The sequence below is a fragment of the Chryseobacterium angstadtii genome (genome assembly GCF_001045465.1).
Lineage (GTDB): Bacteria > Bacteroidota > Bacteroidia > Flavobacteriales > Weeksellaceae > Chryseobacterium > Chryseobacterium angstadtii.
Window position 1 is genome coordinate 463,004 of sequence record NZ_LFND01000006.1, and the last position, 24,686, is coordinate 487,689.

Consider the following 24,686-nt stretch of genomic DNA (forward strand, 5'->3'; position numbering starts at 1 on the left):
ATATTTTTGTACGCACAACCATTTATGTAAATAAAATTAACACAAAACAACTATTTAAATAATATAATTAAACAAAACTCAATAAAATCAATTTTATATAAAATAATAAAAACTAAAAAGTAATTATTTTTCATAATATAATTTTTTATATATTTATCAAAACAAATATCACTAAACCATGAAAAATTTCTATTTTTTTGTGCTATTCCTGGCGCAATTACCTGTCACGGCACAGATTGTGAACATTCCGGATCCTCAGTTTAAGGCTTTATTGCTTTCAGGAAACACCAGCAACCATGTGACGCAGAATATGGCCAACAGTTGGACGAATATTGACACCAATAATGACGGTGAAATACAGCTTTCAGAAGCCGCCAACATCAAGAGCATTAATATTTACAGCTATACCAGCGGCACTTTTATTCAGCTCTCTTCCATTGTGGGTATAAAATCATTCACCAATCTTCAAAATCTGGACATATCCGATACTCAGAATCTTCTTTCCGTAGACGTTAGTGGTATGCCAGCACTCCGGTCAGCCACTTTTAATAACAATATCAACATGACTTCTGCTAATTTTGCGGGTTGTCTCTTACTGGAAAACATAGGAGTAAGAAAAGCCAACATCGTCAATCTGGATGTCTCCAATCTTCCGAAAATGAATATTCTGGACTGTACGGGAGGAAAAGTACAAACCATCAATTATTCGGGAAGTACAACCATGAAATCTCTGCTTTGCAGTGACAATAAAATTTCCAGTATTAATCTAAGCCCGCTGGCTGATTTACAAACACTTAATATTTCCGGGAATTTACTGACCACTCTGAATGTAAGTAATTTAACAAAGCTTGAAAATCTGACTTGCTCGGCTAATCAGCTTACCTCCATCAATCTTCAGAATACACCTAAATTGAAATCGCTGGAAGCCAGCTATAATAATCTGTCTACTCTCAGCATACCTCAGAGTCCGCTGTTAAATTATATAAGGGCTATCAACAACCAGTTTACGAGCATTAATCTTTCGACTGTCCCTTTACTACAGGTAGCTGCCCTTAATAACAATCAGCTTACTACACTTGACATAAGCCAGAACACTATTTTGAATTCGCTCAGTATTTCCAACAACAATCTACAGAGTTTGTTTATAAAAAACGGAAGGCTTACAAGCGCGACTTATCAAAACAACCCTAATTTGAGCTATATCTGTTGTGATGATTCGGAAGTGAATAGCATCATCAGTCAGAATGCAACCTACGGATACAATAATGTGGCGGTTAATTCTTACTGCTCCTTTACTCCCGGCGGGACTTTCTATACCGTGAAAGGAAACATCCGATATGATATGAACGGAAACGGCTGCGATCCTGCAGATCTGAATATGGCATTCCAGAAATTTACGATCGCCAGCGGAACCACTACAGGAAGCCTGGTTGCAGACCAAACAGGAAATTATACGATTCCATTACAGGCAGGATCTCACGTTCTGACTCCTATTCTTGAAAACCCGGCTTATTTTACTATTTCTCCACCGTCTTCTACGGTAAATTTCCCGACGCAAGCGAGTCCATTAACCCAGGATTTCTGTATCACTGCTAATGGTTCGCATCCTGATCTTGAAATTGTCATTATTCCACTTGATTCTGCAGTACCAGGATTTGAATCGGATTATAAAATTGTCTATAAAAATAAAGGAACCACCACGCAGTCCGGAACCATAGTATATAGTTTCAATGATAATGTGATGGATTTTATGAATGCTACAGTGACGCCAAATTCACAATCAACAGGAAATCTAAGCTGGAATTTCACAGGACTTCTTCCTTTTGAAACCAAAGAAATCAAGGTTAAATTTGAAATGAATACGCCTACGGATACTCCGCCTTTAAATGATGGTGATATTCTTCATTATACAGCTCAAATCAATGGAGCAACGGATGATACCCCTACTGACAATACATTTACACTGAACCAGACGGTAGTCAACTCTATGGATCCTAATGACAAAGCCTGTCTTGAAGGAACTCTGATCGCAGAAAACCAGGTAGGAGATTATGTACATTATCTGATCCGATTTGAAAACAACGGTACAGCCAATGCAAGAAATATTGTTGTGAAAGACGAGATTGATGCTTCAAAATTTGATATGTCTACGCTGGTTCCTTTAAGCGGAAGCCACAGTTTTGTAACAAGAATGTCCGGAAACAATGTAACGGAATTTATTTTTGAGAACATCCAGCTTCCATTTGATGATGAACACAACGACGGATATGTTTCTTTCAAAATCAAAACAAAATCTACTTTAACGTCGGGTGATATATTCAGCAATACGGCTAAAATCTATTTCGATTATAACGCTCCGATTGTTACCAACACATTTACAACTGCCGTAAGAGGTATTCTGGCCACAGCAGAAACCAAAGCAGATCAAAATAGTATGATGCTTTATCCAAATCCGGTACAGGATATCTTATACATCAAATCTGCTGAAGAGATTATTAAAGTGGAGGTTTATGATGCATCAGGAAGGGTCCTGAATACAACAGGTGTAAAAAACAATTCCATCAATGTATCTGAACTGGCCAAAGGAAACTATATCATTAAGCTGTTTACGAAAGGTAAAACAATGACTCAAAGGTTTATTAAAAATTAAGCTAATAACCGTGATTTATATGGATAGGGCTGTGAAAAATTTCACAGCCTTTTTTATTTCTTACGATCCAAATCCGAAAATAAGTGACACCAAAACGTAAAAAACAAAAGCAAGCAGAGGACATCCAAAAAATGCAGCAACTGTGAATACAAAGATGTAAGTCCCGTAGTTTTTAGCTGACAAAAACATCCTGGTAACCATATTATGAATAAATAAAAGAAAAAAGGCATAAACGACCAGCAAAATATTGGAAAACAGAAGAAAAAGAAAGAAGTCTCCGATATCATTTACCAGATCATCAGAATGTATAAGACTCAAGAATATGGAAGTTACCAAAAGAAAAGCCGAGAAAGAAAGTATTACAGACAACATCTTACTTTTCCAGTTAAGATTATCAGAAAATACGAAATAATACAGATTGGCTGCAGCGAATATAAACAGTATGTAAATGATGAATCCCAGCATAGTTATAAAAACCTTGATTGTAACTTCGTTTACTGTCAGCTAACTATAAAAACCATTAATTTAAAAACAAGAATCATATAATTATTCTTTAATATTATGGTCTTTGATAAAACTTTTATAGCTCTTTTCCCATACCGGAGATTCTTTAAATTCCGCTTTCCTCTGAACGACAAGGGATGCCCCTTCATTAAAAAGTTTTTCATCATTCAACATTTTCACGCCTTTCATGATAATGAGAATCCCATAGGCACTTTCATTATTTTTTATTCTGTCCAGGATCAGATCTTTATTTTGCAGGATCACATGATGGTCTTTCATTTGGGAAATAAAGTTATCAAAGTCAAGATCATCCATATTCTGAAGTGAATTTTTCACCGCTTTTTCATAGACTTCCTGAGAGATTCTTTTTGTTTTTTCTAGTAATGTGACAAGTCTTAGGGTGCTGTCAAAAGTCATTTCACCGGATACATAATCTGCAACATGGTCCATATCATATGCGTTTACGGCAATAATTTCCGCTTCTCCCGGTTTCATAAACCCATCTAACAGAAATTTTGCTGTTTCTTTTTGAGTATGTGTTTTTTCATACTCCTCCAGAATATGAAAAGAAATAATCTTATCCGTTATCCAAAGATCTGCCAGTGCAGCATTATACAACGGACATTTTTTCATAGAAATCTGCTGATAGAGGAAAGACAGGCAATTGCCGCCGCAATCTCTTCCTTCATTGATTTTCTTATTATTTTCAATTGCTTTGATGACAATTTCTTTAGCTTCTTCACTGCAGAATTCGGCTAATGCAAACATGTAAGGAAAATCGGAAGAATCGGTAATATGCTCCTTCATGAACGGTAAAAATTTCGGATCCGGAAACTCTTCAATAGCCCGGTAAGATTGATTCCCAAAGCTTTTAATAAGGTCTATATCATCAGGATTTTTGTATTTCGCAAGATTCACAAGCAGTATCGGTGACTTCGTATCTATTACTATCTTTCTGATTTTCGAATAGGTATCATTATTCGTAGGTAAATCATAGGTTAAAGCTTCCAAAAGATCCTCATTAACAGGACTGGAATTCAGAGCAGCAGATACCATTTCACTGTGAAGATCATCTTTTTCTTTTTCTGAAAAAACATCGCCCACAGAGACTGCTTCAAAAATATAGGCAGGTAAAAGATGTTCACCTACCATACAACCCGTTCTATAAGTTAACTTCTCCTTTGAATGAAGGTTTTTCTTAAAAATGTACAGTATTTTTCCACTTTCTTTTTTATTAGCCAGAACATCAATGGCTGCTACTTTTATGTAAACATTTTTCCCTTTTTCTGCTAAGAATACAAGTTCTTCCGGAGTTGCTTCTTCAAAAAGTGATTTTTCAATCTTTTTTATTTCTTCATCATCACTTGAATAGGCTAATCTTGTTTTTTCGAGAGGTTTAATGATCGTTGCCGTTCTCTTTGAAATCTGGGAACAGGCGCAGAAAAAGAACAGGAATAATAACAGGCTGATCGGTCTTTTCATGGAATGGTTTTGCTAGTTTGCAAATGTAAAAGAATTTTCTTCCAATCTCTTACTTTAATGTAAAACAGAAGGCATTCTGTTCTTTAAAGCTTCCTGAAAAAACTGAATCTGCTCAGGGGTAAGGTTCTGTAGATAAATAGTCCGCTTTCCATTTACCAAAAAGTTCGGATAGGATAATAAAGTAACTGTATTTTTGTGTATGCTGAAAGATCTTAATCCAGTGGGGCTTTTTGTATTCTTTTTATCGAAATAAAAGGTCAGGTTAATAAAACGTGCCGGAATAAAATAAAAGTCTTTCGGGAATAAAAAAACAGAATTTTGATTCAAAAGGATATCAAAACGGCACCAGCGAAAGCTCTTTTTCAAAACCCCTTTATCTGTAACAATCTTTCCATTAATGTTTTTTAATATTCTGGAATCTGGCTGTTTATATTTAGTGATTATTTTTTTATTCTGAAAATAGAAAAAGATTCCCGGTATAATTAGAGATGCAATACAGATGGGAATGAAGTAATCGAAGATATGATCAAACATTAGAAATAAGGTAATCAAATTATTTTTCAAGCCTCCAATTGTCTAGAACTAATGTAATAATCACATCATTCCACATCTCAAAACTTTTAAGCTTTGAACGCACCGGAATAATAGAAGTTTTGATCCATTCATTTCTACCGACAATATACATCATAGCATCATAATGTAGCATTTTATTGAAGGGATTACTTACTTCAAGAGTCATTCCTGTATTTTCCTTCTCTTCAGTATTTTGCAAAAATTCTATTTCTATCGTTTTGGATGGATTTTTATTTTCTCTCACAACCTTCATTGATTCTATTATTCCTTCTTTTATTTCAGCTTCTACAAAAACATGCTCACCGGGATAAATCTGAAGTGTATTCTCTTTTACAAAATATTTGGATTTCTTAACCTCCTGCTGATAAAACCTAACAGAGTCTACAGCCAGTTTTAGGGTAAATGCTTCTCGAGATTCTCTGTCATTTTGAGCAAAACAAATATTAGCTGACAAGCACAGCAACAGGATAATCAGATCTTTTATTTTCATAGCTAATGTTGAAACCCAAATATATAAAATTTCCACCTTTAACTATTATGCTACCGGCAGCCTGAAATAAAAAGTACTTCCCTGATTTGGGGAGCTCTCCACTCCTATTTCGCCGTCCTGTTTTTCTATAAAATTTTTGGAAATAGCCAGTCCCAGGCCTGTTCCGTTCTGATGTTCTCCCGGGACCTGAAAATAACGTTCAAAAATCTGGCGATGGTATTTTTCATCAATTCCGCTTCCGGTATCGGTAATGCTGAACCGGATCATGGAATCTTGTTTTTCCACCTTAATTTCTATGTTTTCATCCTGGAAGGAATGTTTTACCGCATTGGTTAAAAAATTATTGATTACCCATACGGTTTTGTCGAAATCCGCATTGACGAAATCATCTTTGCTTGTAAGGTATTCCGTTTTGATCTGAATATTTTTCTGTTCAGCCAGCTTTTCTACGTTTTTCACAGCGGTCTCTACCATTTCTTTTGGGGAACATTTTTCAACGGTCAGGCGGATATTTCCGGTTTCAACCTGTGACAGATTCAGAAGTTCTCCTGTAATGTTAAGCAAACGCTGTCCGTCGTCATTAATTCCTTTCAACAATTCTTTCTGCTGATCATTCAGTTCTCCAAATTTTTGATTCCCAAGAAGCTGTACACCCATTTTTATGGCAGATATTGGAGTTTTCAATTCGTGTGAAATAGTCGCTATAAAATTCGTTTTAGCAAAATCGAGTTCTTTGAAAGGGGTAATATTTCTCAACAGAATTACTTTTCCGATATATTTTGTCTCTTTTTCTCCGGTTTTTATAATGTTGATGGGAACAATATCCTGTTCAAAATAATTTTCTTTATTGTCACGAACTATTTTGATAGGCTCTTTTACCGGATGGTCAATATTTTTAAGCAGTTCACGCATCAGATCATTATTGACAGCCACTTCATGAGCAGTTTTACCAATAATGTCTTCTTTATGGAGGCTGGTAATTTTCAAAGCTTCATCATTAATCATATAGATAAAATGGTTTTCATCCAGTCCAATAACGGCATCGTGCATATTATTCACCAAAGTTTCAATTCTCTTTTTATCCATTAATTGTTTGGACAGGCTGCTGCTTTCGTATTCCTGAAGTTTTTCCGCCATAGTATTAAAAGAATCCGCAAGACTGTTGAATTCCTCACTGCCTTTAAAATGAACCCTCTCATTATAGTTTTTAGCAGCAATCTGCCGGATACTGAATGTGAGCTGATTGATAGGTTCTGCAATGGTCTGCGGAAGATTAAACAACAGAATAAAAGCGATCAGAAAACATACGGTTCCCAGACTTACGATCCAGAAATTGGCATTTTCGGCAGTAATGATAGCAATATCACTTTTCCGTTCTATCCCTTTCATATTCAGGGACATGATTTTAGATAAATCTTCACGGATCAGTTTCTCTTTTTCCGGAGAAGGATGTTCCAGATAACTTTTGAAATGCAGGTTCAGATTTTGGGTAGCTTCTTTCTCTCCGAATTCTGTGAGGTTTTTTTCCTGCAAATTACTGTTTTTCTGAAAATTGGCAACCGCTACAACGCTGTCCGTACTTATTTTATCCAGAGCCAGCAACATATTTTTAGAAAATTCAAGGCTGTTATAATTGGCTGTGAGGATTTTTTCCGTGTCAGACTTCAGTTTATGGATATAGACGGATCCTATGACCGACATGAGAACGATCAGTAAAAATAAAAGACCTACGCCTAGGGTGAGTTTTGTTTTAAGTTTCATTATTTCTAAGATAAAATAATAATATCTGTCTGTCTTTCATTCAGCCTGTTCATCAGTGTGTAGATCCAGCTATAGCCGGAAAGACGCTGCCACAGCTGTGCATGGGGTTTTCCGATGCAGACGGTTGTGATATTATGGGCAATCACATATTCCAGAATTCCTTTATGAATACTGCTTTCTTTTATACGGACTACTTTAGCCCCTAATTCCTGTGCTAAATTAAAATTATTAATCAAATACCGCTGTTTATCGAGGGCAATTTTTTCAGGATTTTCCGAGGGACGCTGAACATATAAAACCGTCCACGGACTGTTGTAATAACTTGCCAGACGGGCTGTTTTACGGATAATATTTTTAGCAATCTTTTCATTACTGCTGATGCAGGCCAGAAATTTTATAGGTTTAAAATTTTCCGTTTTAATCTCTGTTTCTACTTTTCTTTCCACATGAGCTGCCACTTCTTTTAAAGCGAGCTCCCGGAGCTGCAGGATATGTCCGCTCTGAAAGAAGTTCGTAAGGGCCATCTGAATCTTTTCCTTTTTGTAGATTTTTCCTTCTTTCAAACGGGTCAGCAGTTCATCGGCGGTAAGGTCTATATTCACCACCTCATCGGCAAGAGCGAGAATTTTATCCGGAACACGTTCGGTGACTTCTATTCCTGTTATTTTTTTTACTTCCTCATTCAGGCTTTCGATATGCTGAATGTTCATCGCGCTGATGACATTGATTCCGTTATCCAGAATTTCCAGTACATCCTGCCATCTTTTTTTATTTTTGGAGCCTTCCACATTGGTGTGAGCCAGCTCGTCTACTAAAACAACTTCAGGGTGCTCATTGATGATGGCCTGAAGATCCATTTCTTCAAGATTTTTGCCTTTATAGAAAACCGATCGTCTTGCAATTTCAGGGATTCCGTCTGTAAGGGCTACCGTTTCTTCCCGGCCATGGGTTTCTATATAGCCGATTTTTACATCAATGCCGTTGCGCAGAAGAGACTGCGCCTCCTGAAGCATGCGGAATGTTTTTCCCACACCTGCGCTCATCCCGATATAGATTTTAAATTTACCTTTCCGGGATCTCTGAATCAATTCTAAAAAATGTTTTGCTGATGACATTGATTTCTACTTTTACAGTATTATATTGTTATTTTTTACTACAAAAGGCACAAAGGTTTCTGCTGGTTTGAAATGCATAAGTAAGTTACTACTATTTCTGATATTTTTTCTGCTGAACTATCTTGAACTGCCCCGTCAATTTTTTTTGAATTTTCGACATTCTCCCCTGGAAGGGAATTTCTCTGGGCTCAATCATTATTATTCAGCAATATAAAAATCTTTGATTTTTTAAGAACTTATGTGAGCTTTATCTACTTAAAAACATTCAACTTAAAAAACTTTTGTGACTTTTGTAGTTAATTAATTATTTTTCACTCTTCATTATTCACTTTTCATTTCCTAAAACCATGCTGCCAAACTCGTTGTAATAAAGAAATTCCCTTGTTTCAACTCATCGTTTTTCGCAAAAATGGCATCTTTAGAAGTGAATCCTCTGGCTTCTGTACGGAATATTACATTTTTCAGAATAGCATAATCTACGTTCAGTGAATATCCGAAAGTCTGGAATCCGTTGGGGGTTTTGGTGTTAATAATTACTCCGTTTTTATCATTATAATATTCTACTCTTCCTGCCAGAGCCCATTTGTTGTCTAACTGGTATTTCATCAGGACATTAGGCGTATACCAGATGTTATAGCTGCTGCTTCCTTTTGTTTTCTGTTCGGCTCCGATATCAAAGCCCAGCAAAGCAATAAATTGGTCGGTCAGCTGAAAACTCCCGTAAAGGTCGTGGAAATAGCGCATTCTTTTCTCGTCCTTTGCTTTATCGTTTCCAATGAACGAGCTGCTATTCAGCGTAATTTTTTCTGTCGGTTTGTAAGTCACCTGATGTCCGAAAGAAATGGTTTGATTTCCTTCCGGTTTTGCAATTCTTTGCCAGCCGTTAAGGATCAGTCCGCTTAAAAACCATTTTCCGTTATCTGATGTGTAAGAAACTTTGGCTCCTGTTTCAAAATAAGGAGAGTTGTCGGCGGCAAAGCTTCTGGTAAGGTTCATATTGTCTTTTCCTATGGCGCTTTCCCAGCCGATGTGAGAAGGCATGATTCCGGCATCTAACCAGAGGTTTTTATTTCTTGACAGTCTGATTCCTATGTTCGCTTCATTGACGTAGCGCAGTGCTTCCTGCTCGGCTGCCATATTATCCTGTGCGTAGGTTCCGGCCATTAAGGCTACGTTTGCTCTCAGATTCTCACTTTGATAATTGGCTTTGATCAGTCCTAAATTGAGATTCAATTCGTTATGTCTGTTATAGGAATATAAAAAATTCTGACGGAGATGGTTGGCAGGCTCATTAAAATCATAGGTGTAAAAAAGTTCTGCATAGGCAGAAAAAGTTACTTTATTTTCTGTTTTTAATGAATCTGACGATTGTGCTTTCGGGAAAACTATTCCGAATAATACGGCACATGTAATACTATATCTTTTCACGGTAATTTCTCAGTTATTTTAATTGATCCAAAGCGATATTAAGCTTTAATACATTTACTTTTGAAGGCCCTAAAATTCCTAAAAAAGGTTTTTCTGCCTGGTTTTTTATTAATTCTTTCAATTTTTCTTCAGAAAGATGTCTGACTTCTGCAATTTTTTTCACCTGATACAAAGCTCCTTCTTCAGAAATATCGGGATCAAGACCGCTTCCGCTGGCGGTTACAAGCTCTACAGGAACTTTTGTATTTTCCATTCCCGGATGCTCCATTTTCAGGGTATCTATTCTTTTTTGTACAATTTCAAGGTATTCCTGATTGCTCGGGCCTTTATTGCTTCCTCCGCTTCCTGCTGCATTATAATTAACGGATGAAGGACGGCCGTGGAAATACTTTTCCGATTTAAATTCCTGTCCGATATTCGCATAGAATTTCTGCCCGTTTTGGGTGATGATTTCTGCATTTCCTTTTGTTGGTAATATTTTCGAGCCTCCATACACGATAAGCAGATAAATTCCAACGACAGCCAGCATTACGATAGTCAGTCTGAATGCTGTAACAATATGATTTTTCATTTTTAAAATTTTAATAGAATAAACTAATCACTAAATCGATGATTTTGATTCCAATGAACGGAACAATCACACCGCCCAAACCATAAATCAAAAGGTTTCTTCTCAACAGTGCACTGGCACCAATAGGTTTATAGGCAACACCTTTTAACGCTAACGGAATCAGGAAAGGAATAATCACGGCATTGAAAATTACGGCTGATAAAATAGCAGTTTCCGGGCTGTGAAGATTCATAATATTCAACTTCTGAAGAGAAGGAATAAAAGTGATAAAAAGTGCTGGAATAATGGCAAAATATTTAGCCACATCATTCGCAATACTAAAGGTGGTAAGTGTTCCGCGGGTCATTAGCAATTGTTTTCCAATTTCCACAATTTCGATCAGTTTCGTAGGGTCGTTATCAAGATCTACCATGTTTCCGGCTTCTTTGGCAGCCTGTGTTCCGCTGTTCATGGCAACACCCACATCGGCCTGAGCCAGTGCCGGAGCATCATTTGTTCCGTCTCCCATCATGGCAACCAGCTTTCCTTCCTGCTGTTCTTTTTTAATGTAGTTCATTTTATCTTCAGGTTTAGCTTCTGCAATAAAATCATCTACGCCTGCTTTTTCAGCAATGAATTTTGCCGTCAGAGGGTTGTCTCCGGTTACCATTACCGTTTTCACCCCCATCTTTCTCAGTCTCTGGAAACGTTCCTGAATTCCTGTTTTAATGATATCCTGAAGCTCGATAACACCCCACACTTTTTCATTCACAATAACGACAAGAGGTGTTCCTCCGTTTTCAGAGATTTTGGTAACGGCATCCTGGGTTTCTTTCGGGAAGGTATTCCCGGCTTTTTCAGTCAGTTTTTTTATCGTGTCATAGGCACCTTTTCGGATTCTTGTGTTTTCAAAATCTATTCCTGAGGTTCTTGTTTCAGCTGTAAAATCAATATAAGTAGGATTGGGAACCAGAAGATCTTCCGATTTCAGCTGGCTCAATTCTATGATGGATTTTCCTTCCGGTGTTTCATCCGCTACAGAACTCAGGGCAGCCGCTTTAATGAAGTCAGGCAGCCTGATTCCGTCCGCCGGGTGAAATTCCGTTGCTTTACGGTTTCCGATGGTAATGGTCCCTGTTTTATCAAGCAGCAATACATCAATATCTCCGGCAGTTTCTACTGCTTTCCCGCTTTTGGTGATTACATTTGCTCTCAAAGCTCTGTCCATTCCTGCAATCCCGATTGCAGAAAGCAGACCTCCAATGGTTGTGGGAATCAAACAAACGAAAAGTGATATAAATGCCGCAATGGTAATTGGAGTCTGCGCATAGTCTGCAAAAGGTTTTAAAGTGAGTGTGACGATAATAAAGGTCAGGGTAAAACCTGCCAAAAGTATAGTTAATGCGATTTCGTTAGGTGTTTTCTGTCTTGATGCCCCTTCTACCAGCGCAATCATTTTATCTAAAAAAGATTCTCCGGGTTTGGTAGTGACTTTCACTTTTATTCTGTCCGAAAGAACTTTTGTACCGCCTGTTACAGAGCTTTTATCACCTCCTGATTCACGAATAACGGGAGCACTTTCGCCGGTGATTGCAGATTCATCAATGGTAGCAAGCCCTTCAATGATTTCGCCATCCATTGGGATCTGATCTCCTGTTTCACAAAGAAAGATATCGCCCAGCTTCATCTCAGCAGACATTCTCAGAACGGTTTCTACCTGAAACCCAGGTTTATTATCCAAAACCACTTTGGCCGGAGTTTCTTCACGCGTTTTTCTAAGGGTATCTGCCTGAGCTTTTCCTCTTGCTTCGGCGATGGCTTCCGCAAAATTAGCGAACAGAACGGTGAAAAATAAGATGATAAATACGGTAAAGTTATAAGCAAAGCTCCCCTGTGAACGGTCACCTGTAAGACTGAAAAGACTTACGATAAACATCACGACGGTTCCGACTTCTACCAGGAACATCACGGGATTTTTAAACATAATTTTCGGATTCAGCTTAATAAAGGACTGTTTGATCGCTTCATTCACCAAATCTTTTTGAAACAATGTCTGTGATTGATTTTTCATTTTTTTGAAAGAGTTATATAATTGTAAATCAATGGTAACCATTAAGATCAACTGAAACAGTAAGGAGTGGAAATGGATTATTATTGAAGTGAATGTTTCGATGAGATGTAGACTAGTTTCCCGACCCTTCAATCTTCCTAATGGTTGACTATTGATTTTAATTTTAATGTTTATTTAGAGAAATACTGGATCTGTTCTGCAATAGGCCCCAATGTTAATGCAGGGAAGAAAGACAATGCTGCGATAAGAAGGATCACTGCCAGCGTCATAAAGCCGAAAGTAGCCGTATCCGTTTTCAGGGTTCCTGAACTTTCCGGGATGAATTTCTTCTGGGCCAATAATCCTGCAATGGCTATAGGTCCTATGATAGGAATAAATCTGGATAACAGCAATACAATTCCGGTTGAGATATTCCACCACGGGGTATTGTCTCCAAGCCCTTCAAATCCGGAACCGTTGTTCGCAGAAGAAGAGGTAAACTCATACAGCATTTCGCTGAACCCGTGGAAGCCGGGATTGTTTAATGTTTTGGCTCCAAATTCCGGCAGATAGGCTGTTAATGCCGTTCCTACAAGGATCAGGAAAGGATGGAACAAAGCCACAATCATGGCGATTTTCATTTCTTTGGCTTCAATCTTTTTACCCATAAATTCCGGTGTTCTTCCCACCATCAGACCGCTTATAAATACAGCCAGAATAATAAAGATGAAATAATTCAGGATCCCTACTCCACAACCTCCGTAGAAGCTGTTGATCATCATCGCCAGCAGCTCATTCATTCCTGAAAGCGGCATTGTACTGTCGTGCATGGCATTCACGGAACCCGTTGAAATGATAGTCGTTGCAATACTCCAATATCCTGACGAAGCACTTCCGAAACGGATTTCTTTCCCTTCCATGGCACCAAGACTGCTGTCGGCACCCATCTGTGTGATAAGAGGATTCCCGTTCGTTTCATTGATGATATTCGGAACGGCAAGAACAAGAAAACCTACGGTCATTACAGTGAAAATCACCCATGACAGTTTTCTTTTTTTCAGATAAAACCCTAAAGCAAAAACCAAAGCAAACGGAATAATCATCTGGGTGACCATTTCGGTCATATTTGTTGCATAGTTTGGATTTTCAAGCGGGTGTGCGGAGTTGGCTCCAAAAAAACCGCCTCCATTGGTTCCCAGATGTTTGATCGCTACAAAAGCAGCTACAGGACCTCTGGAAACATCTACTTTCTGGCCTTCCAGTGTTGTAATATGGTCTTTTCCTTCGAAAGTCATCGGACTTCCATTTACAGAAAGGATCAGAGCGACAAGGATGCTTATAGGAACGAGTATTCTGACCACAGATTTAGTAAAGAAATCATAGAAATTCCCTAGTTCTGTCGTGGCTTTTTCTTTAAAAGCTTTGAAAAGAACTGCCATCGCGGCCATTCCGGTTGCTGCGGTTACAAACTGCAGGAACATCAGATAAAGCTGGCTGAGATAACTTACTCCTGTTTCACCTGAATAATGTTGAAGGTTACAATTGACCAGGAAAGAAATTGCTGTGTTAAAAGCAAGATCCGGTGACATATTCGGGTTTCCATCCGGATTTAAAGGCAGCCACGACTGGGTCAGCAGGATGATGAATCCTATAATGAACCAAACCAGGTTAATTGTCAGCATGGCATACATGTTCTGTTTCCAGTTCATCTGACGGTTTGGATTGATCCCCGATATTTTATAAATTAATTTTTCGACAGGTTCAAAAATAGGGTCTAAAAAGGTTTTTTTATACCCAAACACATTAGCAATGTATTTACCGAGAAATACTCCGATCACTAATGTAATTACAAACATGGCAATTACGCCTAAAATTTCTGTTTTCATGACCGATTAAAATTTTTCAGGTTTCAGCAAAACGTAACAGATGTACCCGAAGGCCAGAATGGAAAGGAAAAATAAACTCCACATAGTTTTATATTTTATCAAAAAATTCAACGGATTTATAAAGAAGCCAGAACATCACTGCAAAAAGCAGGATCAAACCAAGAAGCATCATATCATTATTATTAAGGTTAATAGAGTCAGCAGTACATACGATACCAGCAGCAGGCTAAAACCTGCGTGCTCCCGTTTTTTGAACGTTTTCTTTGAAATTGTCATTTTTAAAATATTTTATTCGTGACATATAGGCCAAAAGAAAGTCCAAATTCAAAATAAAACCAATAAGATACTGACAAACAACATATTAATACAAATAACTCAATCTTATAAAAACACGAAAGCCTATCATTTTGATAGGCTGGTTTATTGAAATGATAGGGGTTAGATATTAGATATTAGATGTCAGACATCAGATTTCAGACATCAGACATCAGATTTTAGATTTTAGATTTTAAATATATTGTATGTGAGGATTTTTTGTGGTAGTGGTGGCTTCGAGGACCTCAGCCACCGGGGTATTTGTTGTTTATTTAATATTTCTGGATTTGTGGATGCTAAGTCTGTATTTGGTAGTTTATGGTCTTAAAAGATTAAAAGATTAAAAGATTAAAAGATTAAAACATTAAAACATTAAAACATTAAAACATTAAAATATTAAACCCTCGAAACACGCATCATGAAACCCGAAACATGCCCCCCGGAACATGCCTACCTCAACCCATATTCCTCCAACTTACGATACAGCGTCGCAATACCGATTTCCAGGAGTCTTGCAGCTTCGGCTTTATTTCCTTTTGTGTAATTCAGTACTTTTTGAATGTGTACTTTTTCCAGAGATCTTATGCTTAAAGAATCGCTTTCGGGAATGGCTTTATCTGAATAATGAGGTAGGCTTTCAACATCCAGTGTATTATTTTCCATTAAAATAAGGCTTCTTTCCACCGCGTTTCTGAGTTCCCGGATATTTCCTTTCCAGTCGTTTTTTTCCAGAGTTTTGTAATAGTCCGGGCTTACCTGCAAAGCGGATAGGTGTAATTTTCGGGAGAAAATATCAATAAACCCTTTTGCCAAAATTTTCAGGTCTTCTTTTCTCTCTCTGAGTGGCGGAAGATGGATCTCAAAAACATTCAGGCGGAAATAAAGGTCTTCCCGGAAATGTCCCTGCTTTATTTCATCTTCCAGATCTCTGTTGGTGGCCGCAATCAGCCTGAAATCTGATCTGGAAACTTTTGTTTCACCCATTTTGATAAATTCTCCGGTTTCCAGAACACGAAGCAGTTTGGCCTGCAGCTCTATTGGCATCTCTCCTATTTCGTCTAAAAATAAGGTTCCTCCGTTGGCTTCTTCAATCAGTCCTTTTTTATCTTTTACAGCACCCGTAAAAGCGCCTTGCTTATGACCGAAAAGTTCGCTTTCCAGTATTTCTTTACTGAATGCGGAACAGTTGATGGCTACAAAATTATTTTTATTTCTTTCGCTTCCGTCGTGGATTGCGTTGGCAAAAACTTCTTTTCCGGTTCCGGTTTCTCCTGTCAGAAGAACTGCAGCATCCGTTAAAGCTACTTTTTCGGCCAGCTTTTTAGACTGAAGAATCAATGGAGAAGTTCCGATGATCTGTCCGAATCCTTTTGTGACAGCCGTTTTTTGAACAATTTTAGACCGGTTGTCTTTTACTTTTTCCAGTGCTTTGTATACCAGCGGAATAATCTTCTCGTTGTCGTCTCCTTTCACCAGATAATCATAGGCTCCATTTTTCATAGCCTGCACCGCATCGGTAATATTTCCGAAAGCGGTCATGAGGATAATTTCAAGATGCGGATATTTGCTTTTGACAGAGCGTACCAGTTCTACCCCGAAAGCATCAGGAAGACGGACGTCACATAAAACAACATCAAATTCATACTGCTCCAGCATTGTCATTGCAGACCGTGCTGTAGAAGCTTCTTTGACATTAAAATTTTCTTGGGTAAGGATCATTCCCAGTAATTTCAGGAGCTTGATCTCATCATCAATGATCAGAATGTTTCCGGACATAGTGGTTGTTTTTGGAAAACGTACTGCAAACTTATTGAATTTTTTGAGCAAATGAGTCGTGGGATCAGGAAAATTAGTATTTGTTTTGAGTAAAAGGCGAAAAGATAAATTTGCTTATTTGTTTTTTTTGTTGCTTGTTGCTTGTTATCTGATCCTTGTTGCTATTATTATATTTAAAAGTTTGTATTTTATTTCCTTCCCTTCAACTTCTTCGCATTTTTCGCTTCTTTGCTTTCTTTGCTTTTTAGCCTTTTTACTTTTTCACTTCCCTATAAAACATCTCCAATGAAAGTTATAGACGCAATAGTAACAAAAACCCGCCACTTTCTTCCCCGATTCCTTACATTTGTAATGCATTCGGATCTAAAAGAATGGAATGAGTTAGCTTATGATTGACAAAAGATACAGAGAAACGGTTCATACAGATAAAAACAACTACGAATATATTACGGTAACCCAAGATGAAAACAAGGTAAGAATCTATACGCTGAAGAATGGTTTAAAGGTTTTCCTGGCCCAGAATTTTGATGCTCCAAGAATACAGACTTATATTCCCGTAAGAACGGGAAGCAATAATGATCCTTCTGATAATACGGGACTTGCGCATTATCTGGAACATATGATGTTTAAAGGAACATCGAAGATCGGAACGCAGAACTGGGAAAAGGAAAAGGAACTTCTTGAACAAATTTCATCGCTGTATGAGGAGCATAAAGCAGAGCAGGATCCTGAAAAGAAAAAGACGATTTATAAAAAGATTGATGAAGTATCTCAGGAGGCCAGTCAATATGCCATAGCCAATGAATATGACAAGGCAATCTCTTCTCTGGGAGCCAGCGGAACCAATGCCCATACCTGGTTTGATGAAACGGTTTACAAAAATAACATTCCGAATAATGAGCTTGAAAAATGGCTTAAAATAGAGAAGGAAAGGTTTTCGGAAATTGTACTCCGACTTTTCCATACGGAGCTGGAATCGGTATATGAGGAGTTCAACAGAGCTCAGGATAACGATTCAAGACTTGTGAATTATGAGCTGATGGATGCCCTGTTTCCTACCCATCCCAATGGTCAGCAAACGACGATAGGAAAACCCGAGCATCTGAAAAACCCTTCCATGAAGGCTATCCATAAATATTTTGACGAGTATTACGTTCCGAATAATTATGCTATGGTTTTAGTCGGAGATCTTGATTTTGAAGAAACAATTCAGCTTGTGAATCAATATTTCGGAGCGATTCCTTACAGAGAACTTCCGAAAAAAACACCGGTCATAGAACAGCCTTTAACCGAAATTGTAAAAAGAACGGTAAAAAGCCCTACAACTCCGAGAGTTCAGCTGGCATGGAGAACTGACAACTACGGTACAAGAGAAGCTATGCTGGCCGATATTACAGCTAATATTTTAAGCAACAGAGGCGAGGCCGGACTTCTTGATCTTAACATCAATCAGACTCAAAGAATGCTTTGGGCACAGGCCTTTTCTGTCGGTTTAAAACAATACGGATATTTTTCCATTGTAGCTGTTCCTAAGGAAACTCAGACGCTGGAAGAGGCTACCAATATGGTTCTGGAGCAACTGGAACTGATAAAAAAAGGAGATTTTCCGGACTGGATGCTTCCTGCCATCATCAGCGATTTCAGACTTCAACGTTTGAAAGGTCTTGAAACAGCAGACGGACTGGCGACCAATCTTTATGACACTTATATCAAAGGAAGATCATGGGAACAGGAGCTGAATGAACTGGATGAATATCAAAATTTCACCAAAGAAGATGTGATAGACTTCGCCCGTACTTTTTTTAAAAATAATTACGTTGAAATTGATAAGGAAAAAGGGATCAATGATCAATTGGTGAGAGTTGAAAATCCGGGAATTACGCCTATCAAAATCAATCGTGATGCACAATCTGACTTTTTAAAGGAAATTGTTGCAGAAAAAACGGAAGATATCAAACCGGAATTCATTGATTATGAAAAGGAAATTGTAAAAGATACCATCAAGGATAAGAAGCTGAATTTTGTCAGAAATAAATACAACGACATTGCCCAGGTTCATTTTATTTTCCCTTTCGGAAGTGATCACGACAGGGATCTTGGAATTTCCACACAATTATTGCAGTATCTCGGAACTGAAGATCTTTCCCCTGAAGATTTAAAAAAGGAATTCTTTAAAATCGGGGTCAGCAATGATTTTAAAACCACCAATGATCAGCTTCTGATCTCCCTGAGTGGACTGGAGGAAAATATAGAGAAAGGTATTGCTCTTCTGCAACACTGGATGTATGATGTAAAGCCGGATCAGGATATTTACGGACAATTTGTGGAGACTGTTTTAGAAAACCGTCAGGCTACCAAAAAGGATAAAAACCGGATTATGACCGCCCTTACCAATTACACCAAACTGGGCAGTTTCTCCCGTTACACGGATATTATTTCGAAAGAGGAACTGGAAAGCAGCCGTTCCGAAGTATTTACAGATAGAATGAAAAAGCTTTTCAAATATCCTTATCAGATATTTTTCTACGGAAAAGATCTTGAAACCTTTAAAAAGTACATCGGAAATTATATAGAAAACGAAAGTTTTTCAATTCCCGAGCCTAAACAATATCCTGAGCCTGAAACCAACGGAAATGTCTATTTCACAGGGTATGACATGGTGCAGATGGAGATGAGCAAAGTAGGAAGAGGTCATCAGGTGGATATCTTAAACTTCGGAAAAATCAATGTTTTCAATGAGTATTTCGGAAGAGGACTTTCATCTATTGTTTTTCAGGAGATCCGTGAAAGTAAAAGTCTGGCGTATTCTGCTTATGTTTCTTACGCTGCCAATTCTGAACTGGGCCATCCCGATTACATCACAACTTATATCGGAACCCAGCCGGATAAACTTCAGACTGCGGTAAGTACGATGAGTGAACTTATGAGTGAACTTCCTGAGGTTCCCATCCAGTTTGAAAATGCCAAGAATGCAGCTCTGAAGCAGATAGCCTCTACCAGAATTACCCGGAATAATATTTTCTTCAATACCTTGCGTCTGCAAAAGCTCGGAGTCTATCATGATTTCAGAAAGGATATTTACGGGCAAATTGAAGATCTGAAATTTGAAGATCTGAAGAAATTCTATCAAACAGAAATCCAGCCGATACACTTTAACACAGCGATTATTGGCAAGAAAGAGAATCTGGATATGGATGCAGTGAACCACATGGGAACTTTTAAAGAATTAACGCTGAAAGAGATTTTCGGACATTAAAAATAGAAACCGCTTCTGTAATAGAGGCGGTTTTTTTTATTTGGTTTTATTGGTGGGCATGTGGCTTCGAGAGCCTCAGCCACCAGAATTTCGCACCCCGTACTTCGAATCTCGCATCTCCGGACCCCGAAACTCTAAAATCTAAAATCTACGTCATCATACAATCTCCGTCTCCGTCCTGATATTCCGGATCAAATCCTGGCGGAAGATTTTGTATCAGGCGGGTTTGAAAGAGGTATCTTCGTTCAAAATCCCGTTCATAGATCTTTGGAAATGTTTTAGATTTTGCCAGTTCTTTATTTAAATCTTTCTGATAACTGGTCAAAGCTTTTACTTTATTTTTAACAATAAAATAGCTCAAAAAATCGGCAAAGTGATCCAGGCCGGTCTCACAAAACAGGTATGGAATTTTAAGATACCCATCTCTTAAAAGCAACAGAGAGCAGGCTGTGAGGGTATTATTGTGATCATAAATCTTTACCCAGAAATATTTGAAAATTTGAGCATAGCTTGAGAAAAGATACTGATCTTCTTTTCCTTTATTTTCAAGTACCCAGGGATTTTTTATGAAGACATTAATTTCTTCCGCGTTGCGTCTGCTTTTGAATTTTGAAATAAAAACAGAGCTCTCCGGATCAATCTGGTCCAGGATTTCGAATCTGAATTCAGTTTTTTTGGCTGTGATGTTTTTTAAAGAAATCAGAGAGTTCGCTACCATATCTCCTATTTTGAAAAGAGGAGTCAGTGCTTTTGTTTCCGGCTTTTTCTCAGGAATCATTTTAGAGGCATCTGTCCTGAAATAATACCGTTTTCCCTGTTTGGGATAGGCATAATCGAAAACGCCAAGCATATTATAAAGGGCTTCAGCTTCTTTGGTAAATTCTGTTGCTACAATATTTCCATCAAATTCATCAAATGCTTTATTCAAGAGTTTTTTTGCAATTCTTTTCCCCCGGAATGCCTCACTCACATACAGTGTACTCAGCCATGCGTAACGGAATATTTCTCCATTGATGAAAAAATTATCAGGCAGACATCCCACATATCCGGCCAGTTTTCCTTCATAAAAAGCAAGGATGAGAAGCACCTGATCATCTGAAGCTTTCAGGTTCTTGATTTGGGATTTTGCCCTGTGTTCTGAAATAGGAAGAAAGTCAAAGCCTTCAAAGCCTCCTGACGAGATGAAATCTTCAAGTTGTTTTTTATTAAATGTCTTCAGCTCTGTCATCTTCTCACTATTTTATTTTTGTGTATTATCTTTTTCATTCTGAAATAGGCCATTTCCCTTTTCAATATTTTTTCTCCGCTTTCTCCCATTTCCATTGGAATTCTCTGGAAATTTTTCTCAACGCTGTCGAGTTTTATTCCGGCACATCCAAAGCTGTAAAGAATGTCTTCATTTTTAAACAGTTCATCAAAAAAAGCTTTCTTCACTCCGAAATCGGTGAACGGAAACGCAAAGGTTTCATGTAAGAATCCATTTTCTTTGAGATAGTTGAAAGTCTGGTCTGTTGTTTTCATCTGATCTTCCAGAGACAAATCTCCATATTTAGGATGATCCCAGCTGTGAGCAGCAATTCCATAACCTTTTTCGGTCAGTGTTTTTAATTCTTCAGTACTGAGATAAGGTTTGTACTCTTTTGAAAATGCTTTATAATCCACATCAAGCTTTTCGGCAAGAATTTCCAGAACCTCTTTTTCCTGATAACTGATGTTTAAAATTTTATTTATTAAAAACTCTTTATCTGCTTTATTTTCAAGTGACAAAAGGCTGTAAACTTCATGATTTATAATATGTATTTTCTTAATTCTATCAATCAGCAGGCTTGCCTTACATCTGAACATCATATCTCTGTTATCAATAAAGGCCGGATTTATAAAATTACAGGCATAAATTCCTTTCCGCTCCAGAACAGGAACCGCGACTTCATAAAATTCTCTGAAACCATCATCAAAAGTAAGCAGTGCAATCTTTTTCCGGGGCCTAAAATTCCCCTGGACAAAATCTTTAAATTCCGACCAGCTGACCAACTGGAAGTGTCTGGAAAAACAGTCTAAATCTTCTTCAAACTGCTTTGTATTTTTATAGTTGATAACGTGCTTGATATGGGGCAGATCGTCATCGGAAACACAATGATAAAGGGGTAAGCAGTAGTTCAACGGAAAAGAATCCCCGATATTTTTGTTTTCAAAAGCGGCCAGTAAATTGATGATCTTTTCTTTCATCTCTGTTAAATAAAAAGAATCTATTCAAATGGTATTTAAATAGATTCTTAAAGGTATTACTTTTATGGATTATTTGATCACCTTCATTTCATCAATAAGCCATTTAGAATCAGCAAATTTATCGATAATGAAAAGGATATACTTAGTGTCCACCATTATATTTCGACTGAAACGTGGGTCGTAGTTGATGTCACTCATCGTTCCCTCCCACTGTCTGTCAAAATTAAGACCTACAAGATTTCCGTTGGCATCCAGAGCCGGACTTCCTGAGTTTCCACCAGTAGTGTGGTTGGTAGCAGTGAATCCTACCGGAACATCTCCCGATTTATCTTTATAGAATCCGTAGTCTTTTTTGTTGTAAAGATCAATCAGTTTTTTAGGAACATCGAATTCATAATCTCCCGGAACATATTTCTCGATCACTCCGGCAAGATGGGTCTGGTAACCGTAAGAAACAGCATCTCTAGGGGTAGAACCCTTTACTTTTCCATAGGTTACACGAAGCGTAGAGTTAGCATCCGGGAAGAATTTTCTTTCTTTATCCGTAGCCAGCTGCTGCGCCATAAATTTCTTCTGCAGATCATCAATTTTTCCCTGAAGAGCAGTATATTGAGGATCAGCCGTTTTCATATACGTCTCTTTCATAGAAACATACAGCTGAAAAATAGGATCTTTTTTCAATGTTTTGATCAGTTTGTCCTGATTGGAAAATGCCTTTTCAATATCTCCGGTAAGAGAAGCTCCGTTTACCTGAGCTCTTCCTGTGATAATTGAATTCTTAGACATCTCTTCTATCATCGGGATATTCTGATTCTCTTCTTTGTACTTGTTGAATCCAAGAGGCAGGAACTGAGCACCCGTTTTATTGGCATACAGAGCCAATAGTTTTGCGGTTACTTTAGCATCAAGTTCTGCACTGTAATCTTTATAGAATGATGTTAACTTTGTCTTTAGTTTGGCAAGGTCTTTTTCTTCCATTTTCCCTGCTTCTACAGAGGCAATATAATCGTAGTAATCGCCTGCCAGTTTCAGAGTTTCAGCATTTTTTACGACTTCTGTATAATAGGCATTGTTCAGTGCATAAGGAGCCTGATCGTTATACAGTTTATTCATCTGGTCTAATGTAGCTTTGATCTCAGGGTTCTTAGCGACCAATGAACCTTCGTACATTACTTTTTTCTCTACAGCATTGGATTTTTTCAATCCTTCTACTTCACCGATCCATTTTTTCCAGTAATTGGCTACTGATGCATATTTTGAAGCATATTTGATACGCGTTTCACTGTCTACACGCATTTTTTCGTCTAATGTTTTCAATGCTACATCACGTACGGCAATTCTTGCAGGATCGATATCCGTCATGATCTTTTCTACCGCTACAGCAGGAAGATATTCCGTAGTTTTTCCCGGAAACCCGAATACGAAAGTAAAATCGTTTTCAGCTTTATCCTTAATAGAAACCGGTAAATAATGCTTAGGAACGTAAGGAACATTGTCTTTTGAATATTCTGCAGGCTTGTTGTCTTTACCCGCATAAATTCTGAACATAGAGAAATCCCCAGTATGTCTTGGCCAAACCCAGTTGTCTGTATCACTACCGAATTTCCCAATACTTTGCGGCGGTGCCCCAACCAAACGGATATCTTTGTACGTTTCCGTAGTAAATGCGTAATATTTGTTACCGTAATACATTGATTTTACAACGATAGACTGGTAAGGTTCTATTTTCTGAGTATTTTTATAAACCTCAATATTTTTACTGATCTTTTTAGCCAGTTCCGGCTCTACCAGATTATCGGTACCTTCCAAAATCTGATCGGTAACCTCTTTGATATCTACAATGAAATCTACTTTTACACCAGGATTCGGAAGTTCACCTTCAGGATTTTTAGCCCAGAATCCATTGGAAAGAAGGTCGTTCTGAACGGTAGAATGTGCCTGAATCTGCCCATAGCCACAGTGATGGTTGGTAAGCAGCAATCCTTTCGGTGAAATGATTTCTGCAGTACATCCCCCGTTAAACTGTACTACCGCATCCTTTATGCTCGGCTTCTGAGTATTGAAAATGTCTTTGGCAGAGATCTTCATTCCCAAATCCTTCATTTCCTTTTCATTCAGTTCAGTAGGAATCCACATTCCTCCATATTGTTGTGCAAATGCCATTGCAGCCGGCAAAAGAAATACGGATAAAAGTATCTTTTTTGTCATAATCAAAATTTTGCCCCAATTTACAAAGAATATTGTACATATGCCTTACGTGGGTGAGGAAATGTGGGGTGAGGGGTGAGGAATCAAGAATCAAGAGCCAAGAACCAAGAGTCAAGATTTTAGATACCAGACTTTAGACATCAGATTTCAGACATCAGACTTTTAGGTTGAGGCTGGAAAATGTGAATGGTGAATTTTACTGCGTAAGTGAAATGTGAATTTTAAGCACTGGGAATTACTACTGGGGCTGATATCAGGTGGCTGAGGCTCTCGAAGCCACCGGATACTAGGTTTCAGGTTTGAGACTTTTAGGTTAAGGTTGGAAAATGTGAATGATGAAGTTTGATGTATAAATACAAGGTTTCATTACTACTGGTGGCTTCGAGAGCCTCAGCCACCAGATGTAAGTCAACGTA

Annotated in this window: 15 protein-coding genes; 2 read left to right on the forward strand and 13 right to left on the reverse strand. The window is 37.9% G+C overall.

The annotated features are described in order from the left end of the window. Positions 1 to 178 precede the first annotated feature (178 nt). On the forward strand, positions 179 to 2,650 hold the full coding sequence (locus ACM46_RS18765) for a DUF7619 domain-containing protein (RefSeq protein ID WP_048508201.1): 2,472 nt from the start codon (positions 179 to 181) through the stop codon (positions 2,648 to 2,650). A gap of 60 nt (positions 2,651 to 2,710) precedes the next feature. On the opposite strand, the gene ACM46_RS18770 is transcribed toward ACM46_RS18765, so the two are convergent. From ACM46_RS18770 to ACM46_RS18825, 10 genes are all read right to left on the reverse strand, one after another. After that, positions 2,711 to 3,115, reverse strand: coding sequence for a hypothetical protein (locus ACM46_RS18770; RefSeq protein ID WP_048508202.1), 405 nt, complete (start codon positions 3,113 to 3,115; stop codon positions 2,711 to 2,713). 81 nt (positions 3,116 to 3,196) lie between these two features. After that, complete coding sequence (locus tag ACM46_RS18775; RefSeq protein WP_048508203.1) at positions 3,197 to 4,636, reverse strand: hypothetical protein; 1,440 nt, start codon at positions 4,634 to 4,636, stop codon at positions 3,197 to 3,199. A gap of 553 nt (positions 4,637 to 5,189) precedes the next feature. Beyond that, complete coding sequence (locus ACM46_RS18785) at positions 5,190 to 5,735, reverse strand: hypothetical protein (RefSeq protein WP_157859464.1); 546 nt, start codon at positions 5,733 to 5,735, stop codon at positions 5,190 to 5,192. A gap of 9 nt (positions 5,736 to 5,744) precedes the next feature. Next, positions 5,745 to 7,460: an ATP-binding protein gene (locus ACM46_RS18790; protein WP_048508206.1), complete on the reverse strand. Its 1,716-nt coding sequence runs from the start codon at positions 7,458 to 7,460 to the stop codon at positions 5,745 to 5,747. A gap of 5 nt (positions 7,461 to 7,465) precedes the next feature. Then, positions 7,466 to 8,575: a histidine kinase gene (locus tag ACM46_RS18795; RefSeq protein WP_048508207.1), complete on the reverse strand. Its 1,110-nt coding sequence runs from the start codon at positions 8,573 to 8,575 to the stop codon at positions 7,466 to 7,468. 339 nt (positions 8,576 to 8,914) lie between these two features. Further along, positions 8,915 to 10,003, reverse strand: coding sequence for a porin (locus ACM46_RS18800; RefSeq protein ID WP_117614452.1), 1,089 nt, complete (start codon positions 10,001 to 10,003; stop codon positions 8,915 to 8,917). Positions 10,004 to 10,016: 13 nt separating this feature from the next. Then, entirely contained in the window at positions 10,017 to 10,574 is a 558-nt protein-coding gene (gene kdpC / locus ACM46_RS18805; RefSeq protein WP_048508208.1) for a K(+)-transporting ATPase subunit C, read from the reverse strand. Positions 10,575 to 10,584: 10 nt separating this feature from the next. Then, positions 10,585 to 12,624 (reverse strand): potassium-transporting ATPase subunit KdpB, encoded by a 2,040-nt coding sequence (gene kdpB / locus ACM46_RS18810; protein ID WP_048508287.1) that lies wholly within the window; start codon positions 12,622 to 12,624, stop codon positions 10,585 to 10,587. 170 nt (positions 12,625 to 12,794) lie between these two features. Next, positions 12,795 to 14,489 carry a potassium-transporting ATPase subunit KdpA gene (gene kdpA, locus ACM46_RS18815; RefSeq protein ID WP_048508209.1) on the reverse strand — a complete coding sequence of 565 codons (1,695 nt, stop codon included), beginning with the start codon at positions 14,487 to 14,489 and terminating at the stop codon, positions 12,795 to 12,797. Between the two features lie 765 nt (positions 14,490 to 15,254). Beyond that, positions 15,255 to 16,580: a sigma-54-dependent transcriptional regulator gene (locus tag ACM46_RS18825; RefSeq protein WP_048508288.1), complete on the reverse strand. Its 1,326-nt coding sequence runs from the start codon at positions 16,578 to 16,580 to the stop codon at positions 15,255 to 15,257. A 388-nt stretch (positions 16,581 to 16,968) separates the two neighbouring features. On the opposite strand from ACM46_RS18825, the gene ACM46_RS18830 reads away from it, so the two are divergent. Continuing rightward, complete coding sequence (locus ACM46_RS18830; protein WP_048508211.1) at positions 16,969 to 19,836, forward strand: M16 family metallopeptidase; 2,868 nt, start codon at positions 16,969 to 16,971, stop codon at positions 19,834 to 19,836. Between the two features lie 148 nt (positions 19,837 to 19,984). Here ACM46_RS18830 and ACM46_RS18835 read toward each other — a convergent pair whose 3' ends face one another. The 3 genes from ACM46_RS18835 to ACM46_RS18845 form a co-directional block, all read right to left on the reverse strand. After that, a complete protein-coding gene (locus ACM46_RS18835; RefSeq protein WP_048508212.1) occupies positions 19,985 to 21,064 on the reverse strand; it encodes a GNAT family N-acetyltransferase in 1,080 nt (359 codons plus the stop codon). Then, positions 21,061 to 22,062 (reverse strand): polysaccharide deacetylase family protein, encoded by a 1,002-nt coding sequence (locus ACM46_RS18840; RefSeq protein WP_048508213.1) that lies wholly within the window; start codon positions 22,060 to 22,062, stop codon positions 21,061 to 21,063. The genes ACM46_RS18835 and ACM46_RS18840 overlap by 4 nt, the downstream gene beginning before the upstream one ends. Positions 22,063 to 22,131: 69 nt before the next feature. Further along, positions 22,132 to 24,270: a S46 family peptidase gene (locus tag ACM46_RS18845; protein WP_083997459.1), complete on the reverse strand. Its 2,139-nt coding sequence runs from the start codon at positions 24,268 to 24,270 to the stop codon at positions 22,132 to 22,134. Between the last annotated feature and the right edge of the window lie 416 nt (positions 24,271 to 24,686).

Excerpts from the sequence above, each read along its gene's own strand:
- ACM46_RS18765 (WP_048508201.1), top strand. The coding sequence starts at position 179 with ATGAAAAATTTCTATTTTTTTGTGCTATTCCTGGCGCAATTACCTGTC.
- ACM46_RS18770 (WP_048508202.1), bottom strand. The coding sequence starts at position 3,115 with ATGCTGGGATTCATCATTTACATACTGTTTATATTCGCTGCAGCCAAT.
- ACM46_RS18775 (WP_048508203.1), bottom strand. The coding sequence starts at position 4,636 with ATGAAAAGACCGATCAGCCTGTTATTATTCCTGTTCTTTTTCTGCGCC.
- ACM46_RS18790 (WP_048508206.1), bottom strand. The coding sequence starts at position 7,460 with ATGAAACTTAAAACAAAACTCACCCTAGGCGTAGGTCTTTTATTTTTA.
- ACM46_RS18795 (WP_048508207.1), bottom strand. The coding sequence starts at position 8,575 with ATGTCATCAGCAAAACATTTTTTAGAATTGATTCAGAGATCCCGGAAA.
- kdpC (WP_048508208.1), bottom strand. The coding sequence starts at position 10,574 with ATGAAAAATCATATTGTTACAGCATTCAGACTGACTATCGTAATGCTG.
- kdpB (WP_048508287.1), bottom strand. The coding sequence starts at position 12,624 with ATGAAAAATCAATCACAGACATTGTTTCAAAAAGATTTGGTGAATGAA.
- kdpA (WP_048508209.1), bottom strand. The coding sequence starts at position 14,489 with ATGAAAACAGAAATTTTAGGCGTAATTGCCATGTTTGTAATTACATTA.
- ACM46_RS18825 (WP_048508288.1), bottom strand. The coding sequence starts at position 16,580 with ATGTCCGGAAACATTCTGATCATTGATGATGAGATCAAGCTCCTGAAA.
- ACM46_RS18830 (WP_048508211.1), top strand. The coding sequence starts at position 16,969 with ATGATTGACAAAAGATACAGAGAAACGGTTCATACAGATAAAAACAAC.
- ACM46_RS18835 (WP_048508212.1), bottom strand. The coding sequence starts at position 21,064 with ATGACAGAGCTGAAGACATTTAATAAAAAACAACTTGAAGATTTCATC.
- ACM46_RS18840 (WP_048508213.1), bottom strand. The coding sequence starts at position 22,062 with ATGAAAGAAAAGATCATCAATTTACTGGCCGCTTTTGAAAACAAAAAT.
- ACM46_RS18845 (WP_083997459.1), bottom strand. The coding sequence starts at position 24,270 with ATGACAAAAAAGATACTTTTATCCGTATTTCTTTTGCCGGCTGCAATG.